Origin of the sequence: Streptomyces sp. NPDC000151 (genome assembly GCF_040301705.1) — a bacterium.
Classification (GTDB): domain Bacteria; phylum Actinomycetota; class Actinomycetes; order Streptomycetales; family Streptomycetaceae; genus Streptomyces.
Map to the genome: position 1 here is coordinate 29,848 of NZ_JBEPFC010000031.1, position 25,272 is coordinate 55,119.

Below are 25,272 nucleotides of genomic sequence, written 5' to 3' on the forward strand. Positions count from 1 at the left end.
TCGATTACGTAGCCCCCACGACAGCGCGAGTAATCGATTACACGCGGATCACCGGTCGACGACGAACGGGGAGGGCGAGGGCGCCTTGGCGAACATCAAGGACGTGGCGGAGCGGGCAGGCGTTTCCGTGGCCACCGTCTCGCGCGTGCTCAACGGGCACTCGCCGGTGGCGGCCACCCGCGACCGGGTGCTCGCCGCCGTCGCCGAACTCGGCTACCGGCCCAACAACGTCGCCCGCGCCCTGCGCACCGCCCGCACCGGCGCGCTCGGCCTGCTCATCGGCGACCTCACCAACCCGTTCTTCACCGAACTCGCCGACGCCGTGGAGGACGAGGCCCGCAGCCTCGGCTACAGCCTGGTCATCGGCAACGCCGGCGAGAGCCCGCAGCAGCAGGACGACCACATCCGTACGCTCATCGACCGGCGGATCGACGGCCTGCTGGTCAGCTCGGCCGGCACCGGTTCGCCCGTACTGCGCGAGATCGCCGCGGCCGGCACCCCGCTGGTCCTGCTCGACCGCGCCGTGGACGGGCTCGACGTGCCCTGCGTACGGGCCGACGGCCGCGCGGCGCTGGCCGACCTCGCCGCCCACTTCGCCGCGCTGGGCCGCCGCCGCCCCGCGATCATCGTCGCCCCGGCCGGCACCCGCACCGGCGCGGACCGGCTGCGCTTCTTCCGGGAGGCGCTGCGCCCGTACGGCATCGAGCTGCCCGACGAGCGGGTCGGCTCCACGCCCGACCTCCAGCACACCGGCGGCCGCCGGGTCATGCGCGACTTCCTCGACCTCCCCGAGCCGCCGGACGCCGTGCTCGCCACGGACAACCTGATGGCGCTCGGCGCGATGGACGAGATCCGGGCGCGCGGCCTGCGCGTACCGGACGACGTGGCGCTGGTGGTCTACGACGACGTGCCGTGGTTCACCCACACCGACCCGCCGCTGACCGCCATCGCGCAGCCCACCCGCGAGCTGGGCCGGGCCGCCGTGCACACCCTGCTGGAGCGGATCGAGGGCAGGCCGGCCGAGTCCGTCCTGCTCCCCGCCCGCCTCGTACCGCGCCGCTCCTGCGGCGAACCCGACCCGGCGGCGAACCCCCCGACCACCGGCGACACGTACACCGACACGTACACCGACACCCACAACGAGAGGGGCAGCGCATGACCGGCGTCAACGACGACGTACCGGGCGGCCGCGAACTGCTGCGCGTGGAGGGGGTGACGAAGTCGTTCCCCGGTGTGCGCGCCCTGGACGGCGTGGACATGAGTCTGCGCGCGGGCGAGGTGCATGTACTCCTCGGCGAGAACGGCGCGGGCAAGAGCACCCTGATCAAGATGCTCTCCGGCGCGCACCGCCCCGACGACGGCCGCATCCTGGCCGACGGCGGACAGGACGGCGCGCACGACGGCCTGCACGAGGTGCACATCCGCTCCGCGCAGGACGCCGAACGGCTCGGCATCGCCACCATCTACCAGGAGTTCAACCTCGTCCCCGGCCTCACCGTCGCCGAGAACATCTTCCTCGGCCGCCAGCCGCGCACCGCGCTCGGCCTGGTCGACCGGAAGACCATGCGGGCCCGCGCCGCCGAGCTGCTGAAGCGGGTACGGCTGGACGTCTCCCCGAACACGCCCGTCGCCGAACTGGGCATCGCCCGGCTGCAGATGGTCGAGATCGCCAAGGCGCTCAGCCTCAAGGCGCGCATCCTGATCATGGACGAGCCGACCGCCGTCCTCACCTCCGAGGAGGTGGAGACGCTCTTCGGCCTCGTCCGCGAGCTGCGCGAATCCGGTGTCGGGATCATCTTCATCACCCACCACCTGGAGGAGATCGGCGCGCTCGGCGACCGGGTCACCGTGCTGCGCGACGGCCGGTCCGTCGACGAGGTGCCCGCATCCACCGACGAGGACGAGCTGATCCGCCTCATGGTCGGCCGGGACATCGCCGAGCAGTACCCGCGGCAGCGCCCCGAGGAGCCGGGCGCGCCCCTGCTGCGGGTGCGCGGGCTGACCCGTAACGGCCCGAAGGGCGGGCCGGTGTTCCAGGACGTCGGCTTCGAGGTGCGGGCCGGGGAGGTCGTCGGCCTCGCCGGGCTGGTGGGCGCGGGCCGTACCGAGGTCGCCCGGGCGATCTTCGGCGTGGACGCGTACGACGCCGGCACGGTCGAGATCGACGGTACGGAGCTGGCGCGCGGCGACGTCCGCGCGGCCATGCGGGCCGGGCTCGGTCTCGTACCCGAGGACCGCAAGGGCCAGGGCCTGGTCCTGGACGCGTCGCTGCAGGACAACCTGACCCTGGCGCGGCTGGACCGGGACACCCGCGGCGGTTTGGTGGACCGCGGTGCGCAGCGGCGCGAAGCGGCCCGGGTGGCGGGGCAGTTGAAGGTACGGATGAGCGGCCTCGGGCAGAGCGCCCGCACCCTCTCCGGCGGCAACCAGCAGAAGATCGTCATCGGCAAGTGGCTGCTGACCGACACCCGGCTGCTGATCCTCGACGAGCCGACGCGCGGCATCGACGTCGGCGCGAAGGTCGAGATCTACCAGCTGATCAACGAACTGACGGCGTCCGGACGGGCCGTCCTGATGATCTCCAGCGATCTGCCCGAGGTGCTCGGCATGAGCGACCGGGTGCTGGTGATGTCCCAGGGCCGGCTGGCCGGCGAACTGCCGGCGGCCGAGGCCACCCAGGACGCGGTGATGGAGCTGGCGCTCCAGGCCGCCCCCCACAACACGACGAACAATGACGAGAGCGCGATGGAGGGCTCCGATGTCCGCTGAGGTGAAGACGGGAGCCGCCGCCGAGGCGGTGGGTGAGGCACCGGACCGGGACGGTTTCGGGCCGTGGTTCTCCCGCGCGGTGCTGCGGAACGGGCCGCTGGGCGGCCTGATCGCGCTGGTCGTGGTGATGGCGGTGCTGTCCAGGGACTTCCTGAACGGACAGAATCTGCTCAACGTCGGCGTGCAGGCGTCGGTCACCGCGATCCTGGCCTTCGGCGTCACCTTCGTGATCGTCTCGGCCGGCATCGACCTGTCCGTCGGCTCGGTCGCGGGCCTGTCGGCGACGGTCGTCGCCTGGGCGGCCTCGAACGAGGGCCTGCCGGTCGTCGTCGCCGTACTGCTCGGCCTGGTGGTCGGCGCCGCCGCGGGCCTGGTCTCCGGCGCGCTCGTCGCGTACGGCAGGCTGCCCGCCTTCATCGCCACCCTCGCGATGCTCTCCGTCGGCCGCGGCCTCGCGCTGGTGATCTCCGGCGGCTCGCCGATCGCGTTCCCCGCCTCGATCGGCAAGCTCGGCGACACGCTGGGCGGCTGGCTGCCGGTGCCCGTCCTCGTCATGATCGTGATGGGGCTGATCGCGGCGCTGATACTGGCCCGTACGTACACCGGGCGCGCGATGTTCGCCATCGGCGGCAACGAGGAGGCGGCGCGGCTCTCCGGCATCCACGTCAAGCGCCGCAAGCTGGTCATCTACGCGCTGTCCGGGCTGTTCGCCGCGGTCGCCGGCATCGTGCTGGCGGCGCGGCTCACCTCCGCCCAGCCGCAGGCCGCCACCGGTTACGAACTGGACGCCATCGCGGCCGTCGTCATCGGCGGCGCCAGCCTCTCCGGCGGCTCCGGCAAGGCGTCCGGCACGCTCATCGGCGCGCTGATCCTCGCGGTGCTGCGCAACGGCCTGAACCTGCTGAGCGTCTCCGCGTTCTGGCAGCAGGTCGCCACCGGCCTGGTCATCGCCCTCGCGGTCCTGCTGGACACGCTGCGGCGGCGGAGCGCGCGATGAGGGGCCGTACGAGGACGGGGCGCGTGATGAGGGGGCGTGCGATGAAGGGGCGCATAGGAGCACTCGGGGTGGTGGGGACCGTACTGGCAGCCCTCGCCCTCAGCGGCTGCGACCGCGGCGGGAACACCGACCTCGGCCTCGCCCTGTCCACCATGAACAACCCGTTCTTCGTGGGCATCAAGGAAGGCGCGCAGGCCGAGGCGGACGCCCGCGGGCTGAAGATCAACATCACCGACGCGCAGAACGACCCCACCCAGCAGATCAACCAGCTGGAGACGTTCACCAGCCAGAACGTCAAGGCCGCGATCATCAACCCGGTCGACTCCGACGCCGCCGTACCGGCCGTCGGCGTCGCCAACCGTGCCGACGTCCCCGTCATTTCTCTGGACCGCGGCGTCAACGGCGGCACGGTCGGCTCGACCATCGCCTCCGACAACGTCGCGGGCGGCCGGCTCGCCGCGAAGACGCTCGCCGAGTCGCTCGGCGGCAAGGGCAAGGTGGCGTTCCTCGAAGGCCAGGCGGGCACCTCGGCGGCGCGCGAGCGCGGCCAGGGCTTCGAGGAAGGCATCAAGAAGTACCCCGGCATCCAGGTCGTCGCGCGGCAGCCCGCCGACTTCGACCGGACCAAGGGCATGGACGTGATGTCCAATATGCTCCAGGCACACCGCGACATCGCCGGCGTCTTCGCCGCCAACGACGAGATGGCGCTCGGCGCGTCCAAGGCGCTCGGCGCCAAGTCCGGCTCGAAGGTGCGGGTCGTGGCCTTCGACGGCACGCCGGACGGCATCAAGGCGGTACGGAATGGGACGCTGACGGCGACCGTCGCGCAGCAGCCGAAGCTGCTCGGCAAGCAGGCCGTGGACTGGGCGCTCAAGGCGGCCCGGCACCAGCCGCTGCCGAAGCAGATCAAGGTGCCGGTGGTGCTCGTGACCAAGAAGAACGCCGCGCAGTACGACGGATGACCGCCGCACGGTACGGCGGATGACCACCGTGCGGCAGCAGGACACCGGGCAGCGGCAGACCGCTGCCCGGCAGTGACAAAGGATGGAAACGGCGGACGTGGACGCACACAACGACGACTACGACTACGACGTACTGGTGGTGGGCTCGGCCAACGCCGACCTGACGGTCCGGGTGGACCGGCGGCCGGACGCGGGCGAGACCGTGCTCGGTACGGACCTGGTCGAGTCGGCGGGCGGCAAGGGCGCCAACCAGGCAGCCGCCGCCGCCCGGCTCGGCGGCCGGGTCGCGCTGCTGGCGCGGATCGGCGGGGACGCGTACGGCGAGCTGCTGATGAACGCCCAGCGCGCGGCCGGCACCGATGTACGGCACGTCATCGCCGACCCGGAAGCCCGCACCGGCACCGCGATGATCATCGTCGGCACGGACGGCGACAACAGCATCGTCGTCTCGCCCGGCGCCAACGCGGCGCTCACCCCGAAGGACGTCGCCGCGGCGCGCGAGGTCATCGCGGGCGCCGCCGTGGTCTCCCTCCAGCTGGAGATCCCGATGGAGTCCGTGGAGGCGGCCGCCGCGGCGGCGCGCGAGGCCGGCACCCGGGTCGTGCTCAACCCCTCCCCGGCACCCGAGAGCCTGTCCCCGGCGCTGCTCGCCGCCGCCGATCCGCTGGTGGTCAACGAGCACGAGGCACGCCGGCTCTCCGGCGCCGCGGACGGCGGCCCGGCGGACTGGGCCCGCGCGCTGCGCGACCTGGGCGCGCGGACGGTCGTCGTCACCCTCGGCGGCGACGGCGCGTACGTCCTGGACGCGGACGGCGACGCGTCCGTACCGGGCGTGAAGGTGACGGCCGTGGACACCACGGGCGCGGGCGACGCCTTCACCGGCGCCCTCGCCACCCGCCTCGCCCGCGGCGAGACCCTGGCCACGGCCGCGCACTACGCCGTACGCGTCGGCGCCGCCGCCGTCACCAAGCCCGGCGCCCAGCCCTCCTACCCGACACCGGAGGAACTCCCGGCGGGCTGAGCCGGCTGGAACGAATGCCACAGCCGTGTCATGCGCTCAGCTCCTTCGGGCCGTACAGGCAGTGGTCCGCACCGGTCATCAGTGCCCAGTACCGGTCGCCGTACGACCAGTGCCACCACTCCGTGGGGTAGTTGACCAGGCCCGCGCCGCCGAGTGCCGCTGCCAGCAGGCGGCGGTTGGCGCGGGCCTCGGTGCCGAGCCCCGGCGCGTGTGTGTAGCAGGCGCCGCCGCTCTCCTCGGGGCTCGCGTTGATCGGCGAGCCCATGTCGAGCTCCGTGCCGCCGTCCGTGACGAGCAGCAGGTCCACCGCGCCGCCCGCGCTGTGCGGGGCGATCTCCGGCGGCGAGACGTACCGGCCGGCGGCGTCCCGGATGCGCGCGGGCGGCCACTCCGGATGTGCGGCCCGCAGCTCGTCGGCGTACTCCTCGAAGTACCGGCGCTGCAGGGCAGGCGGGCGGTATCCCTCCACCAGCTGCAGCCGCAGGCCGTCGGGCAGCGAATCCTGGGCGCGCAGCAGCCGCTCCACCACGCCCGCGCGCAGATACGCGAAGGCGCCCGGCGCATCCTGCCGTATCCCGGAGATCCGCAGCTCCGGCGCCGCCGTCCGCACGTCGAGCAGCGGCTCCCCGCACTCCACGACCGGTACGGCCGCCACCGCCGGGTCGGACATCAGCGTGATCCGCTCCCGGAGGTCGGCGAGCACGAGCCCCTCCTCGGGACCGGCGTCCGCGAGCCGGCCGGCCTCCGGCGACCACGCGCCGCTCAGCCCGCAGGCCGGGCCCGGGCTCCCGGGGCCCAGACCGTTGGCCAGCAGTACGTGCAGACGGTGCTCCCGCGCGGCCGCCGCATACTCCCCGACCCGCTCCGCCGTGCCGTGGAACGCGCTCGCCACCAGCACCCCGCAGCCGTCCGCCGCGGCCCGGTCCCACACCTCCGGATGCGCGGTGTCGTAGCACGTGGCCAGGGCGATGCGCAGGCCGCCGAGGGTGCACCGGCCGTCGGCGCGGCCCGGTGCGAAGACCGCCTTCTCCGGGCCGTACAGATGCCGCTTGTCGTAACGGGTCAGCAGCGCGCCGTCCGGGCCGTAGACGTACGACGTGAGCGTCAGGGTGCCGTCCGGCGCGGGGGCCGGGCAGCCGACTATCGCGGCCGTGGCCGTCGCCCGGCAGGCCGCCGCGATCGGCGCGAGGGCCGGGTCGTCCGGCGCGTACGCATACCGCTCCGGCGCGGCGGCTATCGCGTCCAGCTCGTACCCCGTCAGGGCCAGTTCGGCGAAGGCGACGAGCCCGGCGCCGCGGTTCGCGGCCTCGGTGATCAGCCCGGCCATCCGCGTCGCGTTGGCGGCCGCGTCCAGCGGAACGGGGGTGAACTGTGCTGCTGCGAGGATCATTTGGCCATCATGCACCCGGCCACTGACAACCGGCCTCGACCGCCGTCCGCAGCAGCTCCCGCAGCTGGCCGACGATGGTCAGTCGGTTGTGGACGAAGGCCGGGTCGGTGACCGTGCCGGTCTTCGGGTCGGTGTTGCCGGGGCCGAATTCCAGTACCGGCGTGTGCAGATGGCCGCCGGTCAGAGACGGGGCCACCGCGTCCCGTAGGAGCGTTGCCCGGTAGGCGATCTCGTTGGAGAGGTAGTCGCCGCCCCCGCCCGCGCGGGCCGTGGAGCCCGGGGTCGGGCCGTCCGGGCGCTCCACGGGCGCGCCGCCGCCCGCCGGGATCTCGGTGACGGCGGTGTTGTCGTGCACCGGGTACGGTCCGGTGTCGCCGCCCGCGAGCGCCTCGTACGGCAGCGTCGTGCGCGTCCACTGGGGCTGCGGCCGTACGGTCGGTACGCCGTGCGGGATCGGCACCGTCTCCGTGCGCGACTCCCGGGCGTTGTCCGGATAGCCGCCACGCCAGGCCCCGTTGGTCCGCTCCACGTCGAAGCGGCCGGGCCGCCCCTGGCTGACGGTCGTGAAGAGGTCGACCTGGCGCGGCCCCGGCCGGAAGTGCGGCAGCAGGGTGCGCTCCACGGTTCCCGCGGCGAAGTCCGACCAGCGGACCGGGAAGACCGCCGTCTCGATCCGTACGGCCCGCCCCGAAGCGGTACGCACCGTCGTCCCGTCCAGCGCGAGCGCCGACGCGCCCGACGGGTTGCTGCGGCGCGCGTCGGCGTCCAGCTGGAACGGGTCGAAGCCGGTCACCAGGACGCGCGTCACGTGCCGGCCCGCGGGCAGGTCGATCGAGTCCTCGCCCCGGGACGCGCGCTCCAGCGCCCCGGCCAGCGCCGCGCGCCGCCCGTCGGACAGCCCGAAGGACGGCTGCCACTCCCGCAGCGCCCGGGTCATCTCCAGCCGCGCCCAGTACAGCGGCCGGTCGTCGTCCCGGCTGAGATCGCCGCCCGCCGGGCCGTGCCCCTGGACCCGGTCCACGGCCCGCTCCCACAGGGCACGCGCGGCGTGTTCGACGTACCGCTTCGCCGCTCCCTCCGAGCGCGTCGCGGCCAGCCCCCGGGCGAACTCCGGCCCGACCTCGTCGAAGCCGCTGCGCCGCAGGATCTCCCGCGGCGCGGCCAGCGACAGCCGCTGCTCCTCCACGGCGACGGGGGACTGTTCGGTGTCTGCGGCCCGGTCGTGGGCGGCCGCCGGAGCGGTCAGCGCCAGAGGGAGCGCGGCGGTCAGCGCCGCCCCGAGAGCGATGAGCCTCAGCCTGGTACGTATGCGTCTCATGCGGCGAGTAAAGCGGGAGGGGCCCGTGTGCCGGTAGGGGGCGGCGGGCCCGGCCCGGCCGCTACTCCGCCCCGAACCCGTAAACCGTCCGCGACCGGAACACCTGCCCCGGGCGCAGCGCCGTGCCCGGGAAGTCCGGGCGGTTGGGGGAGTCGGGGAAGTGCTGGGTCTCCAGGGCGAGGCCGGCGCCCGCCTCGTAGGGACGGCCGGTGGTGCCCGTATACGTACCGTCGAGGTGCTCGGCCGTGTAGAGCTGGATGCCCGGCTCCGTGGTCGACAGCCGTACGACGCGCCCGGAGGCGGGCTCGCTCAGCTCGGCCACCGGACGCGGCTCTGGAGCCCGGTCCTCGGGGTCGCCGATCGTCCCGGAGCCGTCGCCGACCACGAAGGTGTGGTCGTACCCGCGGCCGACGGTGCGGCGCGCCCGGAAGTCGAAGCGGGTGCCGGCGACGGGGGCCGGGGCGCCGGCCGGGATCCCGGCCGCGTCGACCGGGAGGTAGTGGTCGGCCGCCATCCGCAGCCGGTGGGTCTCCGCGCCGCCGCTGCCGTCGCCGCTGAGGTCGAAGTACGTGTGGTTGGTGAGGTTGAGGACGGTCGGCGCGTCCGTGGTGGCGAGGTAGTCGACGGCCAGCTCGCCCGCTGCGGAGAGGGTGTACCGGACGCGGACGTCCAGCGCCCCGGGGAAGCCCTCCTCGCCGTCCCTACTGGTGCGGCGCAGCTCCACCCCTCCTGGGCACGGCGCGGCGTCCCACAGGGCCGTGGAGAAGTTCGCGACGCCGCCGTGCAGGCAGTTCGGGCCGTCGTTGGCGGGCAGCGCGTACCGCCGCCCTTCGAGGGTGAACGCGGCGCCCCCGATGCGGCCCGCGTACCGGCCGACCAGCGCCCCGAAGTACGACTCGCCGTGCGCCTCGTACCCGGCCGCGTCCGGGAAGCCGAGCGCGATCTCGCCGCGCGCACCGTGCCGGTCGGGTGTCTCGATGCTCTGCACGATGCCGCCGTACGTCAGGATCCGTACCCGGACTGCGCCTGCTTCGAGTGTCCAGCGGTGGACGATACTGCCGTTTTTCAAGGTGCCGAAGGGCTCTTCGGCGACGTGGGTCGCGCTCATGGCGGCGAGCCTATGCCCGCGCGTCCATGCCCGCGCGCCCCGAAGGCGGCGCCCGGTCAGCCGCGGCCCTCGGGGCGGGTGACGGTGCGGTAGGCCATCCCGGCCAGTTCCCGCTGGCCGCGCTTGCTCGGGTGGAACCAGTCCCACTCGCTCAACTCCCTGCCGGTGAAGCGGTAGTCGAAAACCGCCTGGTCGAACCGGCAGTGGCGGTCCTGCTCGCACACCTCGCGCAGCGCCGTGTTGTAGGCCACCACCTGGTCCCGCACACCTTCCCTGCGGTCACTCGCGGCGCGTGAGACGTCGTCGGCGTCGTGCAGCATCGACTGGCAGATCCCGAGCTGCCACACCTGCTTGCCCACCGGGTTCCGGCGGCCCTGCGACCACAGCCGCATCAGGTCGGGCACCGCGGCGACGTAGACCTGCGTACGGGGCAGCGCCTGGCGCAGCCTCTTCAGGGACGTCCGGAAACCGGCGCGGAAATCAGCCGTCGGTGTCATGGCGGAGGCGTTGTTCCGGCAGGCGTCGTTGGCGCCGATCAGGATCGTGACAAGTTGGGGTTTGTGCGGAATCGCGCGGTCGATCTGGCGCGGCAGATCGTCCATGAGGGCACCCGTGCGGGCGTAGTTCCAGGCGTGTCCCGAGGGGTGCGCCAGCAGGCGTTCGGCCAGGCTGCGGACGGCCGGATCGGTGCCCGTGGCCCAGGAGGCGGCGGCGCAGTCGGCCAGCAGTCCGCAGGCGTCGAAGCCGGCCGTTATCGAGTCACCCAGCGCGGCCACCGAATCCGGACGGGTGTCCCAAACCGGTGGGGGCGCCGAGTGCGGACGGGCGGATTCCGTGCGGCCGCGCGAGGCCGGGGAGTTGTCGCCACCGTCGCCGGAACCGCAGGCCGGCACGGCGAGGAGCAGGGCGGCGGCGAGCGCCGCGCGCAAAGTGAACGGCCGCCGGCGGAGGCGGCCGGAGGTCCAGTTGATCTTTGCCATCCCCTGTCCCCCTCCGACGTGCGAGTGATATCTCTTCCGTGAGCGACGGTACGTCACTCCTCGGCGGTCACAGCGCGATAGCTTTGCCCCGTGGCCGTCGGGCGGCGACCTGGAGGAGTAGCGCACTCCCGTACGAACAAATTACAACACGTCATTTCCTGTCCCTTTTGTGGCGAATTGAGCCCCATGGTGTTTACTGAAGGTAACCTCGCGTGCTGGTGCCGAAGTGATCATTGGGGCAGAATGTCAGCAGCTGTCCCGGCCGCGACCGGAACGGGCACGAGGCCGCTGGGGAAGGCGAACCTCGAACCGTACTGGAGGTCCCGGTGACGACACGTGGAGTTCTGTACGTCCACTCCGCTCCGCGCGCGCTGTGCCCGCACGTCGAATGGGCCGTCGCGGGCGTCCTCGGCGTGCGCGTCAATCTCGACTGGATCCGGCAGCCCGCCTCGCCCGGCACCTGGCGCGCGGAGTTCTCCTGGCAGGGCGAGTCCGGCACCGCCTCCAAACTCGCCTCCGCGCTGCGCGGCTGGCACCTCCTGCGCTTCGAGGTGACCGCCGAGCCCTGCGCGGCCGCCGAGGGCGAGCGCTACAGCTCCACGCCCGACCTGGGCATCTTCCACGCCGTCACGGGCATCCACGGCGACATCCTGATCCCCGAGGACCGGCTGCGGGCCGCTGTGGCCCGCTCTGCGCGCGGCGAGACCGACCTGGCGGCCGAGGTCGCCCGGCTCCTCGGGAAGCCCTGGGACGACGAGTTGGAGCCCTTCCGGTACGCGGGCGAGGGCGCCCCGGTCCGCTGGCTGCACCAAGTCGTCTGAGGCGCGTGGCGTGGTTGTCGTCGAGCCCGCTCGAACGCCTAGCGTTCCCCCATGGCTGACAACATCTCAGTAGCAGTGCTGGGCACCGGGATCATGGGTGCCGCGATGGCCCGCAACCTCGCCGGGGCAGGCCTGGACGTCCGGGTGTGGAACCGCACCCGCGCCAAGGCCGAACCGCTCGCCGAGGACGGCGCACGCGTCACGGACACCCCGGCCGAGGCCGTGGACGGCGCCGACGTCGTCCTGACGATGCTGCACGACGGCCCGGCCGCCCTGGAGACGGTGCGCGCCGCCGGCACCGCGCTGCGCCCCGGTACGGTCTGGGCGCAGTCCACCACCGCAGGCCTCGAAGCGCTCGGCGAGCTCGCCGGCTTCGCCCGGGAGCACGGCCTGGTCTTCGTCGACGCGCCCGTGCTGGGCACCAAGGAGCCCGCCGAGGCCGGGAAGCTCGTGGTCCTCGCGGCCGGGCCGGGCGCCGCACGCGAACTGCTCGCGCCCGTCTTCGAAGCGATCGGCAGCCGGACGGCCTGGATCGGCGAGAACGGCGACGAGGGCGCCGCCACCCGCCTCAAGCTCGTCATCAACAGCTGGGTGCTCACGGTCACCCACGGCGCCGCCGAGGCGCTGGCCCTGGCCAAGGGGCTCGGTGTCGCCCCGCAGGAGTTCCTGGACGCCGTCGAGGGCGGCCCGCTGGACATGGGGTACCTGCGCGCCAAGACCCACGCCCTGCTGGAGGGCGACCTCACCCCCAGCTTCCAGACCCGCACCGCCGAGAAGGACGCCCGGCTCATCGTCGAGGCGGGCAAGAGCGCGGGGGTACGCCTGGACGTCACGGCGGCGGGCGCGGAACGCTTCCGCCGCGCGACGGCGGCCGGACACGGCGACGAGGACATGGCCGCTTCGTACTTCGCGAGCTTCGAGGACTGACGCCTGCGAGTTCTGACGCCTTCGCATACGTGACGAGGCCCGCCCCGGAAACACCCGGGGCGGGCCTCGTCACGTACGACGGCAGGGGCTAGCTCGTGCTGCGGAACGCCAGCACCACGTTGTGCCCGCCGAAGCCGAACGAGTTGTTGATCGCCGCGATCGTGCCCTCCGGCAGCTGCCGGGGCTCGTCGCGGACGATGTCCGCGTCCACCTCGTCGTCGAGGTTCTCGACGTTGATGGTCGGCGGGGCCTGGCGGTGGTACAGCGCGAGGACCGTCGCGACGGTCTCGACGCCGCCCGCGCCGCCCAGCAGGTGGCCGGTCATCGACTTGGTACCGGAGATCGCGATGTGGTCCACATCGTCGCCCAGCACCCGGCGCAGCGCCTTGATCTCGGCGACGTCACCCTGCGGGGTGGACGTGGCGTGCGCGTTGAGGTGCACCAGCTCGGCCGGCTTGAGGTCGGTGGCGTCCAGCAGGTTCTGCACGGCCGCCGCGATGCCCCGGCCGGTCGGCTCGGGCTGCGCGATGTGGTGGCTGTCCGCGGACAGGCCCTGGCCCAGCACCTCGCAGTACACCTTGGCGCCGCGCTTGGCCGCGTGCTCCGCCGACTCCAGGATCACCACGCCCGCGCCCTCACCGAGGACGAAGCCGTCCCGGGCGGTGTCGTACGGGCGGGACGCCTTCTCCGGCTCGTCGTTGCTCTTCGACATCGCCATCATGTTCGCGAAGGCGACGATGGGCAGCGGGTGGATCGCCGCCTCGGTGCCGCCCGCGACGACCACATCGGCACGGCCGGTGCGGATCATCTCGACGGCGTACCCGATGGCCTCGGCGCCGGAGGCGCAGGCGCTCACGGGGGTGTGCACGCCCGCCTGCGCGCCGACCTCCAGGCCGACGTTGGCGGACGGGCCGTTGGGCATGAGCATGGGCACGGTGTGCGGGGAGACGCGGCGTACGCCCTTCTCCTTCAGCACGTCGTACTGGTCGAGCAGGGTGGTCACGCCGCCGATGCCGGAGGCGATCACGGTGCCCAGGCGGTCCGGGTCGATCAGGGCCGAGCCGTCCTCGGCGGTGTCCTCGCCGGCCGGGCCGGTGTAACCGGCGTCGGCCCACGCCTCACGAGCGGCGATCAGCGCGAACTGCGCCGAGCGGTCGAGCTTGCGGGCGACGGGGCGCGGCAGGACCTGGTCCGGCTCGACGGCCGCGGTGGCGGCCATCCGTACGGGCAGGTCGGCGAAGCGCTCGCCTTCCAGAGGCCGCACGCCGGAGCGGCCCGCCAGCAGACCTTCCCAGGTCGAAGCGGAGTCGCCACCCAGCGGTGTGGTTGCGCCGATACCGGTGACGACCACGGTGCGATTGGTCGCGTTCACGGGAATTCTTGTCTCCACAGGTAGAGGGGTCGAGAATCGACGGCGCCACCGCGGGGTGGCGACATGCGGGCCTGGATCAGGCCTGGTGCTCGAGGATGTACTTGGTGGCGTCGCCGACCGTCTTGAGGTTCTTGACGTCGTCGTCGGGGATCTTCACGTCGAAGCGCTCTTCGGCGGCGACGACGACCTCGACCATGGACAGCGAGTCGACGTCCAGGTCATCGGTGAAGGACTTGTCCAGCTGGACGTCCTCGGTGGGGATCCCGGCGATCTCGTTCACGATCTCGGCGAGACCGGCGACGATCTCTTCCTGAGTGGCGGCCATGATGGCGCTCCTTCGGTGTTTTTCGAGTGAAACTGTGCTTTGCGGTGAAGTTCCAGTACAGCCGCCGGATCGTACGGGGACGTCGGCGCTGCGTAGATCTTGCCTAGGGGAGAGTAACGACCGTGGCGGCGTACACGAGACCCGCCCCGAACCCGATGACGAGCGCGGTGTCGCCGCTCTTGGCCTGACCGGTCGCCAGCAGCCGCTCCATCGCGAGCGGAATCGAGGCGGCCGAGGTGTTTCCGGTGGTCTCCACGTCACGGGCGACCGTGACGGACTCGGGGAGCTTGAGCGTCTTCACCATCGAGTCGATGATCCGCATGTTGGCCTGGTGCGGGATGAAGACGTCCAGGTCCTCCGGGGCGACGCCGGCCACGTCCAGCGCCTCCTGGGCGACCTTGGCCATCTCGAAGACCGCCCAGCGGAAGACCGCCTGGCCCTCCTGGGTGATCGCCGGGTAGCGGATCTCGTCCAGGGCCAGCTGGTCGCCGGGGCCGTTGCCGCCGGGCACCGGGGTGCGGCGGTACGCGTCCCAGCCCACCGTCTGCTTGATGGTCTCGGACTTGTCGCCCTCCGAGCCCCAGACCGTCGGGCCGATGGCCGGCTCCTGCGCGGGGCCCACGACCACGGCACCGGCGCCGTCACCGAAGAGGAAGGCCGTCGCGCGGTCCTCCAGGTCGGTCAGGTCCGAGAGCCGCTCCACGCCGATGACCAGCACGTACTCGGCCGAGCCGTCGGTGATCATGCCCTTGGCCAGGGTCAGGCCGTAACCGAAGCCCGCGCAGCCCGCGGAGATGTCGAACGCGGCCGGCTTGCCCGCCCCTATCCGGTGCGCGATCTCCGTCGCGACCGCGGGGGTCTGCTTGAAGTGCGAGACCGTCGAGACGATCACGCCGCCGATCTGCTCCGGCGTGAGCCCGGCGTCGGCGATCGCCTTGCCCGCGGCCTCCACCGACATCGCCGCGACGGTCTCTTCCGGACCGGCCCAGTGGCGCGTGGAGATGCCCGAGCGCGACCGGATCCATTCGTCGGACGAGTCGATGTACTTGAGGATCTCCTCGTTCGGCACGACGTTGACGGGGCGGTAGCCGCCCACGCCCATGATCCGCGCGTACGGGGCGCCCTGCGCGGGCTTGATCTTCGAGGTCATGCTCTTCGGTCTCCTTATCCGGCCGAGTTCTCGGCAGCGGGAGAAGCGTGCTCGGCGATCAGCTCGCGGGCAGCGTCGAGGTCATCCGGGGTCTTCAGCGCGAGGGTCTTCACACCGGGCAGCGCGCGCTTGGCCAGACCCACCAGGGTCCCGCCGGGGGCCGCCTCGATCATCGCGGTGACGCCCAGCTCCTTGAAGGTCTCCATGCACAGGTCCCAGCGGACCGGGTTGGCCACCTGGCCCACCAGCCGCTGCACGACCTCCTGGCCGCCGGTGACGACCTGGCCGTCCTTGTTCGAGACGTACCGGGTGTGCGGGGCCGCGGGGGACAGCTGTGCCACCGCGGACTCCAGCGTGGCGACGGCCGGGGCCATGTGCACCGTGTGGAACGCGCCGGCCACCTTCAGCGGGACGACCCGCCGGGTGCCCTCCGGCTTGTCCTCGGCCAGCGCCGCCAGCTGCTCGGCGGTGCCGGCGGCCACGATCTGGCCCGCGCCGTTCACGTTCGCCGGGGTCAGGCCCAGCTTCTCCAGGTGCGGCAGTACCGTCTCCGGCTCGCCGCCCAGCAGGGCCGACATGCCGGTCTCGGTGATCGCGGCGGCCTCGGCCATGGCCAGGCCGCGCTTGCGTACGAGTCCCAGCGCGGCCTCGTCCGGCAGCACGCCGGTCAGCGCGGCGGCGGCGAGCTCACCGACGCTGTGCCCGGCCGCGGCGCCGACGAGCGACGCGAAGTCCTCCGGCGTGGCGAAGAGCTGCCGCGCGGAGACCAGCGCGGAAGCGACCAGCAGCGGCTGGGCGACGGCGGTGTCACGGATCTCTTCCGCGTCCGCCTTCGTGCCGTAGTGGACCAGGTCGAGGTCGATGGCCGCGGACCAGGCACGCAGCCGGTCCTCGACACCGGGGAGGTCGAGCCAGGGGGTCAGGAAGCCGGGCGTCTGAGCGCCTTGGCCGGGAGCGACGAGTACGAGCACTCTCACACTCTCTCTTGTGGGAGGTCCCGCCCGCCCGTGGGGACAGGGACGAAGAACCATCGGGGTAATTGTGGGTGTCCGACAAAAGCTTAGGGCTGGGCCTCACGGTCGGCCAGACGCCCCAGGATGAGGGCGATACGCAAGGTGAACGCCGAGCGGACATCGGACGGCGACCATCCGGTGACGTCCGTCACACGTCGCAGCCGGTAGCGCACGGTGTTGGGGTGCACGAAGAGCATCCGCGCCGCCCCCTCCAGGCTGCTCGCCTGCTCCAGGTAGACGCTCAGCGTCTCCAGGAGGGCACTGCCCGCTTCCTCCAGTGGTCTGTAGATCTCCTCCACCAGCTGATCGCGTGCGGCCGGGTCCCCGGCCATCGCGCGCTCCGGCAGCAGGTCGTCCGCCAGTACCGGCCGCGGCGCGTCCGGCCACGCCGCGCACGCCCTCAGGCCCGCCGCGGCCGCCTGCGCCGACCGCGTCGCCGCCAGCAGGTCCGAGACCACCGGGCCCGCCACCACAGGGCCCGCCGCGAACGGCCCGATCAGCGCCTTCGCCGCCTTCAGCGGATTGTCCGAACCCCCCGCGATCACCACCAGCCGGGTCCCGAGCACGCCCGTCAGCACCTGCAGCTTCGCGTGCCGCGCGGCGCGCCGGATCGCCTCCACCGTCAGCTCGCTGTCCCCGTCCGGGGCCGTACCGAGCACCACCGCGACGTGCTCCGGGGAGTTCCAGCCCAGCGCCGCGGCCCGGGACACCGCGCCCTCGTCCGCCTCACCGGACAGCACGGCGTTGACCACCAGCGACTCCAGCCGCGCGTCCCAGGCGCCCCGGGCCTCCGCCGCCTGCGCGTAGACCTGTGCGGTCGCGAAGGCGATCTCCCGGGCGTACACCAGCAGCGCCTCGCGCAGCACCGACTCGTCACCCGGAGCGGCGACATCGTCGATCGCCGTCTCCATGACCTCGATCGTGGTGCGGACCATCTCCACGGTCTGCCGCAGCGTGATCGCCCGGGTCAGCTCGCGCGGCGCCGTGCCGAAGACGTCCGTGGAGATCGCCTGCGGGGTCTCCGGATGCCGGAACCACTCCGTGAAGGCCGCGATGCCCGCCTGCGCCACCAGACCGATCCACGACCGGTTCTCCGGCGGCATCGCCCGGTACCACGGCAGTGTCTCGTCCATGCGGGCGATGGCATGGGCCGCGAGCTTGCCGGAGGACTTCTCCAGGCGGCGCAGGGTCGCGGAGTGCGGGTGGGCGTCGTGCGATGCGGGTTCAGACACGGGGACAAGCCTGCCTCATCGGGGCGGGGTGGTGGCGCGGTGGGGCTACGGTGGCTGAATGCTGTGTTGCCCGCGGGACGCCGCGCACGCCGGCGGCACCGCCGCGGGCGGGCCCCGGCCGGGCCGCCGGCCGGACGGGCCGGAGCGGATCAGGAGAGGTGGACACGCGTGATCGAGGTACGGAGAAGCGACGAGCGGTACCGGGGCGGGGACGCGGACGCCGGCATCGACACGCGGCACGCCTTCTCCTTCGGACCGCACTACGACCCCGGCAACATCCGCTTCGGCGCGCTGATCGCCTGCAACGAGGAGCGGCTGGCGCCGGGCAGCGGCTTCGACGAGCACCCGCACAGCAACACCGAGATCCTCACCTGGGTCGTCGAGGGCGAACTGACCCACCGCGACACCACCGGACACGAGACGCTCGTACGGGCCGGGGACGTGCAGCGGCTCAGCTCGGCCGGCGGCGTACGGCACGTGGAGCGCAACGACGGCACCGAGCCGCTCCGCTTCGTCCAGATGTGGCTGGCGCCCACCGCCTTCGGCGGCGAACCGGACTACGAAGTGGTGCGCGGCATCGCCGACGGCACCCCGTACGCCGTGCCGCGCGCCGACGCGATGCTGCACGTACGGCGGCTCGCGCCGGGCGACCGCACGGCCGTACCGGACGGCGCGCGGGTCTACGTCCACGTCGTGCGCGGCGCGGTACGGCTCGGCGACGCGCTCACCGACGGCGGCCCCGCGCTGCTGGAGGCGGGCGACGCGGCGCGCGTCACCGACGCCAAGGAGCTGGAGCTGACCGCGGAGTCGGCGGCGGAGTGCCTGCTGTGGGAGATGCCGGAGGAGCCGGCGTACGGCTGACGCGTCCCCGGCGGGGAGGGCGGCTCAGGCCGCCCGCAGGTCCGCCAGTACCGCGTCCGTGAAGGGCGGCCACGCCTCGATCGCCCACGGGCCGAACGCGCGGTCCGCGAGCGCGGCGCAGGCGGCGCCCGCGTCCGGGTCCACCCACAGGAACGTTCCGGCCTGCCCGAAGTGCCCGAACGTACGCGGCGAGGACGCGGCACCCGTCCAGTGCGGCGACTTGCCGTCCCGGATCTCGAAGCCCAGCCCCCAGTCGTTCGGCTTCTGGTTGCCGTAGCCCGGCAGCACACCCGACAGCCCGGGGAAGACCACCGACGTCGCCGCGTCCAGCGTCTCGCGCGCCAGCAGTCGCGGCGCCAGCAGCTCGGCGCCGAAACGGGCCAGGTCGGCGGCGGTCGAGGTGCCGTCCTTGGCGGGCGAGCCGCCGGCCGGCAGCTCGGTCGCCGCCATGCCCAGCGGATCGAGCACGGCCTCCTTCAGGTACTGCGGGAAGGGGATGTCCGTGGCCTTCGCGAGGTGCTCGCCCAGCGCCTCGAAACCGGCGTTGGAGTAGATCCGCCGCGTACCGGGCGCGGCCATGACCCGGTCCTCGTCGAACGCCAGCCCGGACGTGTGCGCGAGCAGATGCCGTACCGTGGCGCCGTCCGGGCCCGCCGGCTCGTCCAGCTCCACCGCGCCCTCCTCCACCGCGAGCAGCGCCGCGTACGCGGCCAGCGGCTTGGTCACGGAGGCCAGCGCGAACCGGTGCTCCTGCGGCCCGTGCGCGCCGGCCACCGTGCCGTCGGCTCGTACGACGACCGCCGCAGCGGTGGGCACCGGCCAGTTCTCGATCATCCGCAGGCTCTCCATGGCGCCCAGCGTAACTTCCTCAAGATTCCGCCAAGTCTTCCCTTGCTTGGAGTGCACTCCAGCTCTCTAGCGTTGTCAGCGTCGTGAGCGAAACGGCGAACGGGAGAGACGGCATGACGGTCATGGAGAGCGCTCCGGTCACGGCCCCGGCGAAGCCGCGCAACTGCGCCGGCCTGCGGTCCGGACCGCGGCGGGCGGACGGCCGGGACCAGTACACGATCAGCGAGGTCGTCGGCCTCACCGGGCTCAGCGCCCACACCCTGCGCTGGTACGAACGCATCGGCCTGATGCCCCACGTCGACCGCACCCACACCGGGCAGCGCCGCTTCACCAACCGCGACCTGGACTGGCTGGACCTGGTGGGCAAGCTGCGGCTGACCGGCATGCCGGTCGCCGACATGGTCCGGTACGCCGAAATGGTCCGCGAAGGCCCGGCGACGTTCGCCGCACGGGAACGGCTCCTCACGGCACACCGCGAGGACGTCCGGCAGCGGATCGACGAGCTGCGCGACACGCTGGACGTCCTCGACTACAAGATCGACCTGTACGCCGACGCCCGCCGGGCGTCGGAGAGGGAGCTGGAACATGGCTGAGAAGATCGCGACCGTCGAGCTGGGCAACGGGGGACCGCGCGTCGGCGTCCAGGGCCTCGGCTGCATGGGCATGAGCTGGGCGTACGGCCCCGGCTCCGACGCCGCCCAGACCCGCGGCACGCTGGAGCGCGCCCTCGAACTGGGCGTCACGCTCTACGACACCGCCGACGTCTACGGCAACGGCGAGAACGAGAAGCTCATCGCGCCCTTCATCCAGGCGCACCGTGACGAGGTCGTGCTCGCCACCAAGTTCTCGATCATCAGCGACCCGTCCGACCCGTACAAGCGCGGCATCCGCAACGACCGCCCCTACATCCGCCAGGCCATCGACGCGAGCCTCGCGCGGCTCGGCGTCGAGACGATCGACCTGTACTACATGCACCGCCGCGACGTGAACGTGCCCATCGAGGAGACGGTCGACGCGATGGCCGAACTGATCGCCGAGGGCAAGGTCAAGCACCTGGGCCTGAGCGAGGTCACGGGCGAGGAGCTGCGCGCCGCGCACGCCGTGCACCCGATCGCCGCAGTGCAGTCGGAGTGGTCGCTCTTCAGCCGGGACGTGGAGGCCGGCGTGGTGCCGGCCGCCGCCGAACTGGGCGTCGGCTTCGTACCGTACTCGCCGCTCGGCCGCGGCTTCCTGACCGGCTCGTTCGTCAGCGCCGACAAGGAACTGACCGAGGACGACTTCCGCCGCACCCAGCCGCGCTTCACCGGCGACAACGCGGCCGCCAACGCCGAACTGCTCGCGCCCGTACGGGAGATCGCCGAGGCGCGCGGTGTGACGCCGGGCCAGATCGCGCTGGCCTGGGTGCAGCAGCAGGCCGGACTCCGCGACCTCGCCGTCGTCCCGATCCCCGGCACCCGCCGCGCCGCCCGCGTCACGGAGAACACCGCCGCGACCTTCCTCCGCCTCACCCCCGAAGAACTGTCCCGCCTGGACCCCATCGCCTCCCGAGTGGCGGGCGACCGCTACGCCGACATGGCGTTCACTTCGGCGGGACGGGAGTGATCCGGGGCCTCCGGGACGGCCTATAGGGGCGCCTCCCTCGGTCGGGTTCTTCTCCCGTACGGGCCACGAGGGCCGGCGTGCCGTGAGTAGCCTGGGCAAGTGGGCAGGGCGGTCACGACGCCGGGCGGTGCGACATGGCACGGGTTTTCGGTCGGCGCGGAGGCGAACTTCCCGCTGAGGTGACCGGCTTCGTCGGTCGCACGGAAGAACTCGCCCGGGTACGGGAGATGTTGGCCGGGGCTCGGCTGGTGACGCTCACCGGCCCCGGCGGCGTCGGCAAGACGCGGATAGCGCTGCGCGCCGCGGCCACCGTCAGGGAGGACTTCCCCGACGGCCTGTGCCTGGCCGAGCTGACCGCCCTGCGCGACCCGGAGCTGCTGCCGCACACCCTGTGTACGCTCCTGGGCCTGCCGAGCCAGACGGCCGAACCGCCGCTGGACATCCTCCTCGACCATCTGCAGGGTCGACGGCTGCTGCTCATCCTCGACACGTGCGAGCATCTGGTCGACGCCTGCGCGATGTTCGCGGACGTGGTGCTCGGCGAGGCGCCCGGCGTGACCGTGTTCGCCACCAGCCGGCAGCCGCTGGACGTGCCCGGCGAGCACATCTTCCCCGTGCCGGCGCTCCCCGTCGGCACGGCGGTCGAGTTGTTCCAGCAGCGCGCCGCCGTCGTCTGCCCCGGCTTCGCCGTCACCGACGGCAACCGCGGCGAGGTCGAAGCCCTGTGCCGCCGCCTGGACGGCATCCCCCTGGCGATCGAGCTGGCGACCGTACGGCTGCGCGCGATCAGCCTGGGCCAGCTGGTCACCCAGCTTGAGGACCGCTTCCGGGTGCTGACGGGCGGCCGGCGCACCGCGGTCCCGCGCCACCAGACGCTCCGTACGACGATCGGCTGGAGTCATGAGCTGTGCACCGACGTCGAACGGCTGCTGTGGGCACGGCTCTCGGTCTTCGCCGGCTCCTTCGACCTGGCCGCGGTGGAACGGGTGTGTGCGGGCGGCGCGCTGCCCGCCGAGTACGTGGTCGAGACCCTGATCGGCCTGGTCGACAAGTCCGTGGTGACCCGGATCGACGACCCCGATCAGCAGGATCCCCGCTACCGGCTGCTCGACACGATCCGCGAGTACGGGGCCGACCGGCTCACCGAGCTCGGCGAGGTGGACCCCTGCCGGGAGCGGCACGTGAACCACTACCGTGCGCTGGCCCGGCGCCTGGGGGACGGCTGGTGCAGCAGTGAGCAGGTCGAGCTGTTCCGGGCGGTGGACCGGGAGCGCGCCAATGTACGGGCCGCCCTCGAATACGCCTGCCTGCGGCCGGGAGCCGAACGGGAGGCGCTGGCCTTCGCGGTCACGCTCGGACACTACTGGGAGTGCGGAGCGTATTTCAGCGAGGGACGCCGCTGGCTGACGCGGTGCCTGGAGCAGGCGCCGGAGCCGGTGGCGGAGCGGGCGGACGCGCTGATCGTGCTGTGCTATTGCGCCTGCCGGCAGGCCGACCGCGGACCGGCGCTGGCCGCGGTCCAGGAGCTCCGCACCCTCGCCGAACGGCTCGACGACGAACGCCTGCTGGCCCACGCCGTCCATTTCGCGGCATTCCAGAGCTTCATCACTGGTGAAGTGGACACGGCCATGGCCCTCTTCGAAGAGGGCTATAAGAGGTTCCGGCGCCTCGGCGAACGCGCCATCCGGATGCGGGCCCTGTCGGAGCACGGCATGATGCACTCCATCGGCGGCGACCCCGGCAAGGGGCTGGTACTCATCGACGAGTTCCTGGATCTTCTCGCCGAGTATCCGGATGAGTGCTGGATGCGCGGCTACGGCTTCGTCGCGCGGGGCCTGGCGTACTGGCGTCGCGGAGACCTCGGGGCGGCCACGTCCGCCGTGCGGACGGCGGTCCGGCTGAAGTACCGGATGGGCGACAAGGACGGGACGGCTGCCTGCCTGGCCATCCTGACCTGGCTCGCCGCCGGCCAGGGACGGTATGTCCGCACGGCCTGGCTGGTGGGCGCTGCCGAGAAGCTGGGGGAGAACATGTCCGCCATCCTGCTCGGGTTCCCGAGCCTGACCGGGGCCTACGACGGCGCACGGGCCGAGGCCGCCCGGCAGCTGGGCGAGACGCATTTCGAGCGGCTGCTCCGCCGCGGCGCGGGGCTCTCCGTAGGGGAGGTGGTGGACCTCGTCGAGGCGGACGCCGAGCGCCCGGACGCGGGCGCGCCCTGCGACGCCGACCCGCACCCGACCCACACCCTGACGCGTCGCGAGCGCGAGGTCGCGGCTCTCGTGCGGGAGGGGCTGTCCAACCGTGAGATCGCCGAGCGGCTCGTCATCTCCAAACGCACCGCCGACGCCCACCTGGAACACATCCTCGGCAAACTCGGCTGCTCCTCCCGCGCGGAAATCGCCCCGGCTCTCGGGGAGGAGCACGCGTAGCGGATTCGCCGGGCGCTGAGCGGGGGGAGGGCCCCACTCAGCCCATACCCAGCGCGAAGAGGGTGAAGCCGGTGGAGAGGACGGTGGCGGTGGCGCGGCGGGTGCGGCTCGCGCCCCAGGGGGCCTCGAAGCGGCGGGTGAGCAGGCCGAGCGCGACCAGCGTCAGCGCGAAGAGCGGGAGCCAGGCGAGGCGGGTCAGCAGCCAGGCCCCTGAGTCGGGCGCCGTGGTCAGGCCGGGTACCGGGCCGAAGTACGACGACGGCACCGCCACCGTCAGCATCGCGGTCTGGTGCCAGCAGAAGACGGTCATCGCGCAGAGGTTGACGACCACGACCGGCGCCCACAGCGCCGGCCGGCGCAGCAGCGCGGCGATCCGGTCCCGCAGCAGGACGGCGGCCCCGCACTGCGCCGCCGCCAGCGCCAGGACCAGCAGCGACGGCGGGTGCGAGTTCGTCCGGGCCGTGCCCGGGACGCCGACCATGCTCGCGGGGTAGTGGAAGACCAGGAGGAGGGCGGCGAACACGGCCGCTCCGCCTGCCAGGAGTACCCAGGCGGTGCGGCGGCCGAGTCGCTTCTCGCCCCAGCAGACCCCGAGTTGGTACGCGAAGAGCCAGCCGGGGAGCAGGTTGAGCAGGGCGAGCCAGGACGGCACGGCGGCCGCGTACGGGCCGTAGCGCAGGAAGTCGACCACCGCGACGGCCGCGAACAGCGGCGCGGCCGCCCATGGCCCGAGCCGGCGCGCGGCGCGCACGCAGTACGGCGTGAGCGCCGTGACCCCGGCGTACACGCCCACGAACCACAACGGCTGCACGACCAGCGTCGCCCCCGTCCGCAGCGTCGCCTCGGGCACTCCGGCAGCGAACAGCACCCCGATCAGCAGCGCCCACACGGCCGTCACGGCGAGGACCGGGCGGCCCAGGCGGGCCAGCCGGCCGCCCAGCCAGCGCGCGGTGGACTCGCCGCGCCCGCTCGCGCGCCGGTAGGACAGCACCGAGGAGTACCCGCCGACCAGGAAGAAGATCCCCAGCAGTTGGAACACCCAGCTCACCGGCGCGAAGAAGCCGAGCGTGGACAGCGGGCTGGCGTTGTGCAGCGCGCCGTCGGCGTCCCGCGTGAAGCCGCCGACCAGCCAGTGCCCGGTCGGCACGGCGAGCAGCGCGAGCGCCCGCAGCCCGTCGATCGCGCGGTCGCGGTGCGCGGGGGTGCGGCCCTCGATGGCGGTCACGGCCCTGCGGAGCGGCCCGTGCTTCTCGGTCCGGTTGGCCCGCAGGCCGCTGCCGGCGGCACCGGCGGCCGGTCCGCCGCCGGGGTTCAGGAACGCGATGGTCATGGCGGTGTCCTTGGCTGAGGGCGCGCTCAGCGCCCGCGGGAGGGACGGCCGAGCACGATGTCGGCGAAGCCGTCCAGGGAGTCGGTGCCGGGCACGAGGTAGCCGGTGTGGCCCTCGGCGCGGTCGGCGGCGACGCGGCGCGCGCCGAACGCGGGGTCGGTCGGGTCGGTGCCGTGGCCCAGGCCCAGCACCTCGACGTTCGGGATGTCGCCGATCCAGTCCGAGGCGTCCCGGGCCGCCCACACCCGCCCGCCGGCGTGCAGGTCCGCGGCGCGCTCCGTGCGCGCCCCCGGCGAGCCGAAGAGGATCACGTCGCCGACCGCGCTCCGTCCGGCGCGGGGCGACGCCAGGCCGCAGACGACCGAGCCGTAGCTGTGGCAGAGCAGGGCGGGCGCCGGGGCGCCGGTCGCGGCGAGCCCCGTCAGCAGCCGGGCCAGCCGGGGCGCGCCGGCCTCCGCGAGCCGCCCCGTCGCGGCGTCCGGGCCGAGGCCGACCGGCGTGGTGTAGCCGGCCCAGGCGATCACCGAGGTGGGCGTCGCCGGGTCCTCGGCGGACATCCGGGCGCGCAGCGAGGCGGCCATGCCGGTCGGTGTGCCGTACCGGTCCCGCTCACGGTCGAACGTGCCGAGGTCGATGTCCGAGCCAGGCACGATCACGGCCGTGCGCCGGGCCGCGCCGAGGTCCCCGTACACCTCGGCGACCTGGCCCCGGCCGCGCGGGTCGAAGAAGAGGATCTGCCGCCCCGGGGCGAGGAGTTCGGTGCAGCGGGCGGCCAGCGCGCGGGCCCGGCTGCGGTCCTCGGCGGCGCGGGCGGGG

The 25,272-nt window shown here is 73.1% G+C and carries 21 protein-coding genes and 1 pseudogene; 10 read left to right on the forward strand and 12 right to left on the reverse strand.

All coding sequences use genetic code 11. From position 1 onward, the window contains the following. The first annotated feature begins 85 nt into the window (after window positions 1–85). From ABT381_RS12375 to ABT381_RS12390, 4 genes and pseudogenes are all read left to right on the forward strand, one after another. Window positions 86–1,159: a LacI family DNA-binding transcriptional regulator gene (locus ABT381_RS12375; protein WP_351591815.1), complete on the forward strand. Its 1,074-nt coding sequence runs from the start codon at window positions 86–88 to the stop codon at window positions 1,157–1,159. Next, window positions 1,156–2,769, forward strand: coding sequence for a sugar ABC transporter ATP-binding protein (locus ABT381_RS12380; RefSeq protein ID WP_351591818.1), 1,614 nt, complete (start codon window positions 1,156–1,158; stop codon window positions 2,767–2,769). The genes ABT381_RS12375 and ABT381_RS12380 overlap by 4 nt, the downstream gene beginning before the upstream one ends. Continuing rightward, window positions 2,759–4,728, forward strand: a pseudogene (locus tag ABT381_RS12385) (ABC transporter permease/substrate-binding protein). Before ABT381_RS12380 ends, ABT381_RS12385 begins: the two are co-directional and overlap by 11 nt. Window positions 4,729–4,825: 97 nt before the next feature. Then, a complete protein-coding gene (locus tag ABT381_RS12390; RefSeq protein ID WP_351591821.1) occupies window positions 4,826–5,749 on the forward strand; it encodes a ribokinase in 924 nt (307 codons plus the stop codon). Window positions 5,750–5,777: 28 nt separating this feature from the next. Here the strand turns inward: ABT381_RS12390 and ABT381_RS12395 are convergent, their stop codons facing one another. The 4 genes from ABT381_RS12395 to ABT381_RS12410 form a co-directional block, all read right to left on the reverse strand. Beyond that, a complete protein-coding gene (locus ABT381_RS12395; RefSeq protein WP_351591824.1) occupies window positions 5,778–7,139 on the reverse strand; it encodes a nitrilase-related carbon-nitrogen hydrolase in 1,362 nt (453 codons plus the stop codon). Window positions 7,140–7,146: 7 nt separating this feature from the next. Beyond that, the gene (locus ABT381_RS12400) at window positions 7,147–8,457 is read right to left on the reverse strand and encodes a PA0049 C-terminal domain-containing protein (RefSeq protein WP_351591827.1); all 1,311 of its coding nucleotides are present in this window, start codon (window positions 8,455–8,457) and stop codon (window positions 7,147–7,149) included. Window positions 8,458–8,518: 61 nt separating this feature from the next. After that, window positions 8,519–9,565 carry an aldose epimerase family protein gene (locus ABT381_RS12405; RefSeq protein ID WP_351591830.1) on the reverse strand — a complete coding sequence of 349 codons (1,047 nt, stop codon included), beginning with the start codon at window positions 9,563–9,565 and terminating at the stop codon, window positions 8,519–8,521. A gap of 56 nt (window positions 9,566–9,621) precedes the next feature. Next, the gene (locus ABT381_RS12410; RefSeq protein WP_351591833.1) at window positions 9,622–10,545 is read right to left on the reverse strand and encodes an SGNH/GDSL hydrolase family protein; all 924 of its coding nucleotides are present in this window, start codon (window positions 10,543–10,545) and stop codon (window positions 9,622–9,624) included. 326 nt (window positions 10,546–10,871) lie between these two features. Here ABT381_RS12410 and ABT381_RS12415 point away from each other — a divergent pair, with 326 nt between their 5' ends. Both ABT381_RS12415 and ABT381_RS12420 read left to right on the forward strand, forming a co-directional pair. Further along, on the forward strand, window positions 10,872–11,366 hold the full coding sequence (locus ABT381_RS12415; RefSeq protein WP_031055108.1) for a DUF3145 domain-containing protein: 495 nt from the start codon (window positions 10,872–10,874) through the stop codon (window positions 11,364–11,366). Window positions 11,367–11,417: 51 nt separating this feature from the next. Next, window positions 11,418–12,293 carry an NAD(P)-dependent oxidoreductase gene (locus ABT381_RS12420; protein WP_351591837.1) on the forward strand — a complete coding sequence of 292 codons (876 nt, stop codon included), beginning with the start codon at window positions 11,418–11,420 and terminating at the stop codon, window positions 12,291–12,293. Between the two features lie 88 nt (window positions 12,294–12,381). Here the strand turns inward: ABT381_RS12420 and ABT381_RS12425 are convergent, their stop codons facing one another. From ABT381_RS12425 to ABT381_RS12445, 5 genes are all read right to left on the reverse strand, one after another. Beyond that, window positions 12,382–13,665, reverse strand: a complete 1,284-nt coding sequence (locus ABT381_RS12425) for a beta-ketoacyl-[acyl-carrier-protein] synthase family protein (protein WP_351591839.1) — start codon at window positions 13,663–13,665, stop codon at window positions 12,382–12,384. Between the two features lie 76 nt (window positions 13,666–13,741). After that, window positions 13,742–13,990 carry an acyl carrier protein gene (locus ABT381_RS12430; protein WP_351591842.1) on the reverse strand — a complete coding sequence of 83 codons (249 nt, stop codon included), beginning with the start codon at window positions 13,988–13,990 and terminating at the stop codon, window positions 13,742–13,744. A 103-nt stretch (window positions 13,991–14,093) separates the two neighbouring features. Further along, the gene (locus tag ABT381_RS12435; RefSeq protein ID WP_351591845.1) at window positions 14,094–15,140 is read right to left on the reverse strand and encodes a ketoacyl-ACP synthase III; all 1,047 of its coding nucleotides are present in this window, start codon (window positions 15,138–15,140) and stop codon (window positions 14,094–14,096) included. A 14-nt stretch (window positions 15,141–15,154) separates the two neighbouring features. Beyond that, window positions 15,155–16,111 (reverse strand): ACP S-malonyltransferase, encoded by a 957-nt coding sequence (locus ABT381_RS12440; RefSeq protein WP_351591848.1) that lies wholly within the window; start codon window positions 16,109–16,111, stop codon window positions 15,155–15,157. Window positions 16,112–16,200: 89 nt separating this feature from the next. Then, complete coding sequence (locus tag ABT381_RS12445) at window positions 16,201–17,385, reverse strand: PucR family transcriptional regulator (RefSeq protein ID WP_351591851.1); 1,185 nt, start codon at window positions 17,383–17,385, stop codon at window positions 16,201–16,203. 168 nt (window positions 17,386–17,553) lie between these two features. On the opposite strand from ABT381_RS12445, the gene ABT381_RS12450 reads away from it, so the two are divergent. Next, the gene (locus tag ABT381_RS12450) at window positions 17,554–18,246 is read left to right on the forward strand and encodes a pirin family protein (RefSeq protein ID WP_351591854.1); all 693 of its coding nucleotides are present in this window, start codon (window positions 17,554–17,556) and stop codon (window positions 18,244–18,246) included. Between the two features lie 24 nt (window positions 18,247–18,270). On the opposite strand, the gene ABT381_RS12455 is transcribed toward ABT381_RS12450, so the two are convergent. Then, a complete protein-coding gene (locus ABT381_RS12455) occupies window positions 18,271–19,095 on the reverse strand; it encodes a serine hydrolase domain-containing protein (protein ID WP_351591857.1) in 825 nt (274 codons plus the stop codon). 113 nt (window positions 19,096–19,208) lie between these two features. On the opposite strand from ABT381_RS12455, the gene ABT381_RS12460 reads away from it, so the two are divergent. The 3 genes from ABT381_RS12460 (at window position 19,209) to ABT381_RS12470 (ending at window position 23,126) form a co-directional block, all read left to right on the forward strand. After that, the gene (locus ABT381_RS12460) at window positions 19,209–19,688 is read left to right on the forward strand and encodes a MerR family transcriptional regulator (RefSeq protein WP_351591860.1); all 480 of its coding nucleotides are present in this window, start codon (window positions 19,209–19,211) and stop codon (window positions 19,686–19,688) included. After that, window positions 19,681–20,697 carry an aldo/keto reductase gene (locus ABT381_RS12465; RefSeq protein ID WP_351591863.1) on the forward strand — a complete coding sequence of 339 codons (1,017 nt, stop codon included), beginning with the start codon at window positions 19,681–19,683 and terminating at the stop codon, window positions 20,695–20,697. The genes ABT381_RS12460 and ABT381_RS12465 overlap by 8 nt, the downstream gene beginning before the upstream one ends. A 179-nt stretch (window positions 20,698–20,876) precedes the next feature. Beyond that, the gene (locus ABT381_RS12470; protein WP_351591866.1) at window positions 20,877–23,126 is read left to right on the forward strand and encodes an ATP-binding protein; all 2,250 of its coding nucleotides are present in this window, start codon (window positions 20,877–20,879) and stop codon (window positions 23,124–23,126) included. A gap of 37 nt (window positions 23,127–23,163) precedes the next feature. Here the strand turns inward: ABT381_RS12470 and ABT381_RS12475 are convergent, their stop codons facing one another. Both ABT381_RS12475 and ABT381_RS12480 read right to left on the reverse strand, forming a co-directional pair. Then, window positions 23,164–24,456, reverse strand: a complete 1,293-nt coding sequence (locus tag ABT381_RS12475) for an acyltransferase family protein (protein WP_351591868.1) — start codon at window positions 24,454–24,456, stop codon at window positions 23,164–23,166. Window positions 24,457–24,482: 26 nt separating this feature from the next. Beyond that, on the reverse strand, window positions 24,483–25,272 hold a 790-nt coding region (locus tag ABT381_RS12480; protein ID WP_351591871.1), incomplete at its 5' end, for an alpha/beta hydrolase.

Bases quoted from the DNA above. Each gene is read 5' to 3' on its own strand.
- ABT381_RS12410 (WP_351591833.1), bottom strand. From the start codon at position 10,545: ATGGCAAAGATCAACTGGACCTCCGGCCGCCTCCGCCGGCGGCCGTTC.
- ABT381_RS12420 (WP_351591837.1), top strand. From the start codon at position 11,418: ATGGCTGACAACATCTCAGTAGCAGTGCTGGGCACCGGGATCATGGGT.
- ABT381_RS12460 (WP_351591860.1), top strand. From the start codon at position 19,209: ATGACGGTCATGGAGAGCGCTCCGGTCACGGCCCCGGCGAAGCCGCGC.
- ABT381_RS12430 (WP_351591842.1), bottom strand. From the start codon at position 13,990: ATGGCCGCCACTCAGGAAGAGATCGTCGCCGGTCTCGCCGAGATCGTG.
- ABT381_RS12380 (WP_351591818.1), top strand. From the start codon at position 1,156: ATGACCGGCGTCAACGACGACGTACCGGGCGGCCGCGAACTGCTGCGC.
- ABT381_RS12395 (WP_351591824.1), bottom strand. From the start codon at position 7,139: ATGATCCTCGCAGCAGCACAGTTCACCCCCGTTCCGCTGGACGCGGCC.
- ABT381_RS12435 (WP_351591845.1), bottom strand. From the start codon at position 15,140: ATGACCTCGAAGATCAAGCCCGCGCAGGGCGCCCCGTACGCGCGGATC.
- ABT381_RS12475 (WP_351591868.1), bottom strand. From the start codon at position 24,456: ATGACCATCGCGTTCCTGAACCCCGGCGGCGGACCGGCCGCCGGTGCC.
- ABT381_RS12400 (WP_351591827.1), bottom strand. From the start codon at position 8,457: ATGAGACGCATACGTACCAGGCTGAGGCTCATCGCTCTCGGGGCGGCG.
- ABT381_RS12455 (WP_351591857.1), bottom strand. From the start codon at position 19,095: ATGGAGAGCCTGCGGATGATCGAGAACTGGCCGGTGCCCACCGCTGCG.
- ABT381_RS12405 (WP_351591830.1), bottom strand. From the start codon at position 9,565: ATGAGCGCGACCCACGTCGCCGAAGAGCCCTTCGGCACCTTGAAAAAC.
- ABT381_RS12465 (WP_351591863.1), top strand. From the start codon at position 19,681: ATGGCTGAGAAGATCGCGACCGTCGAGCTGGGCAACGGGGGACCGCGC.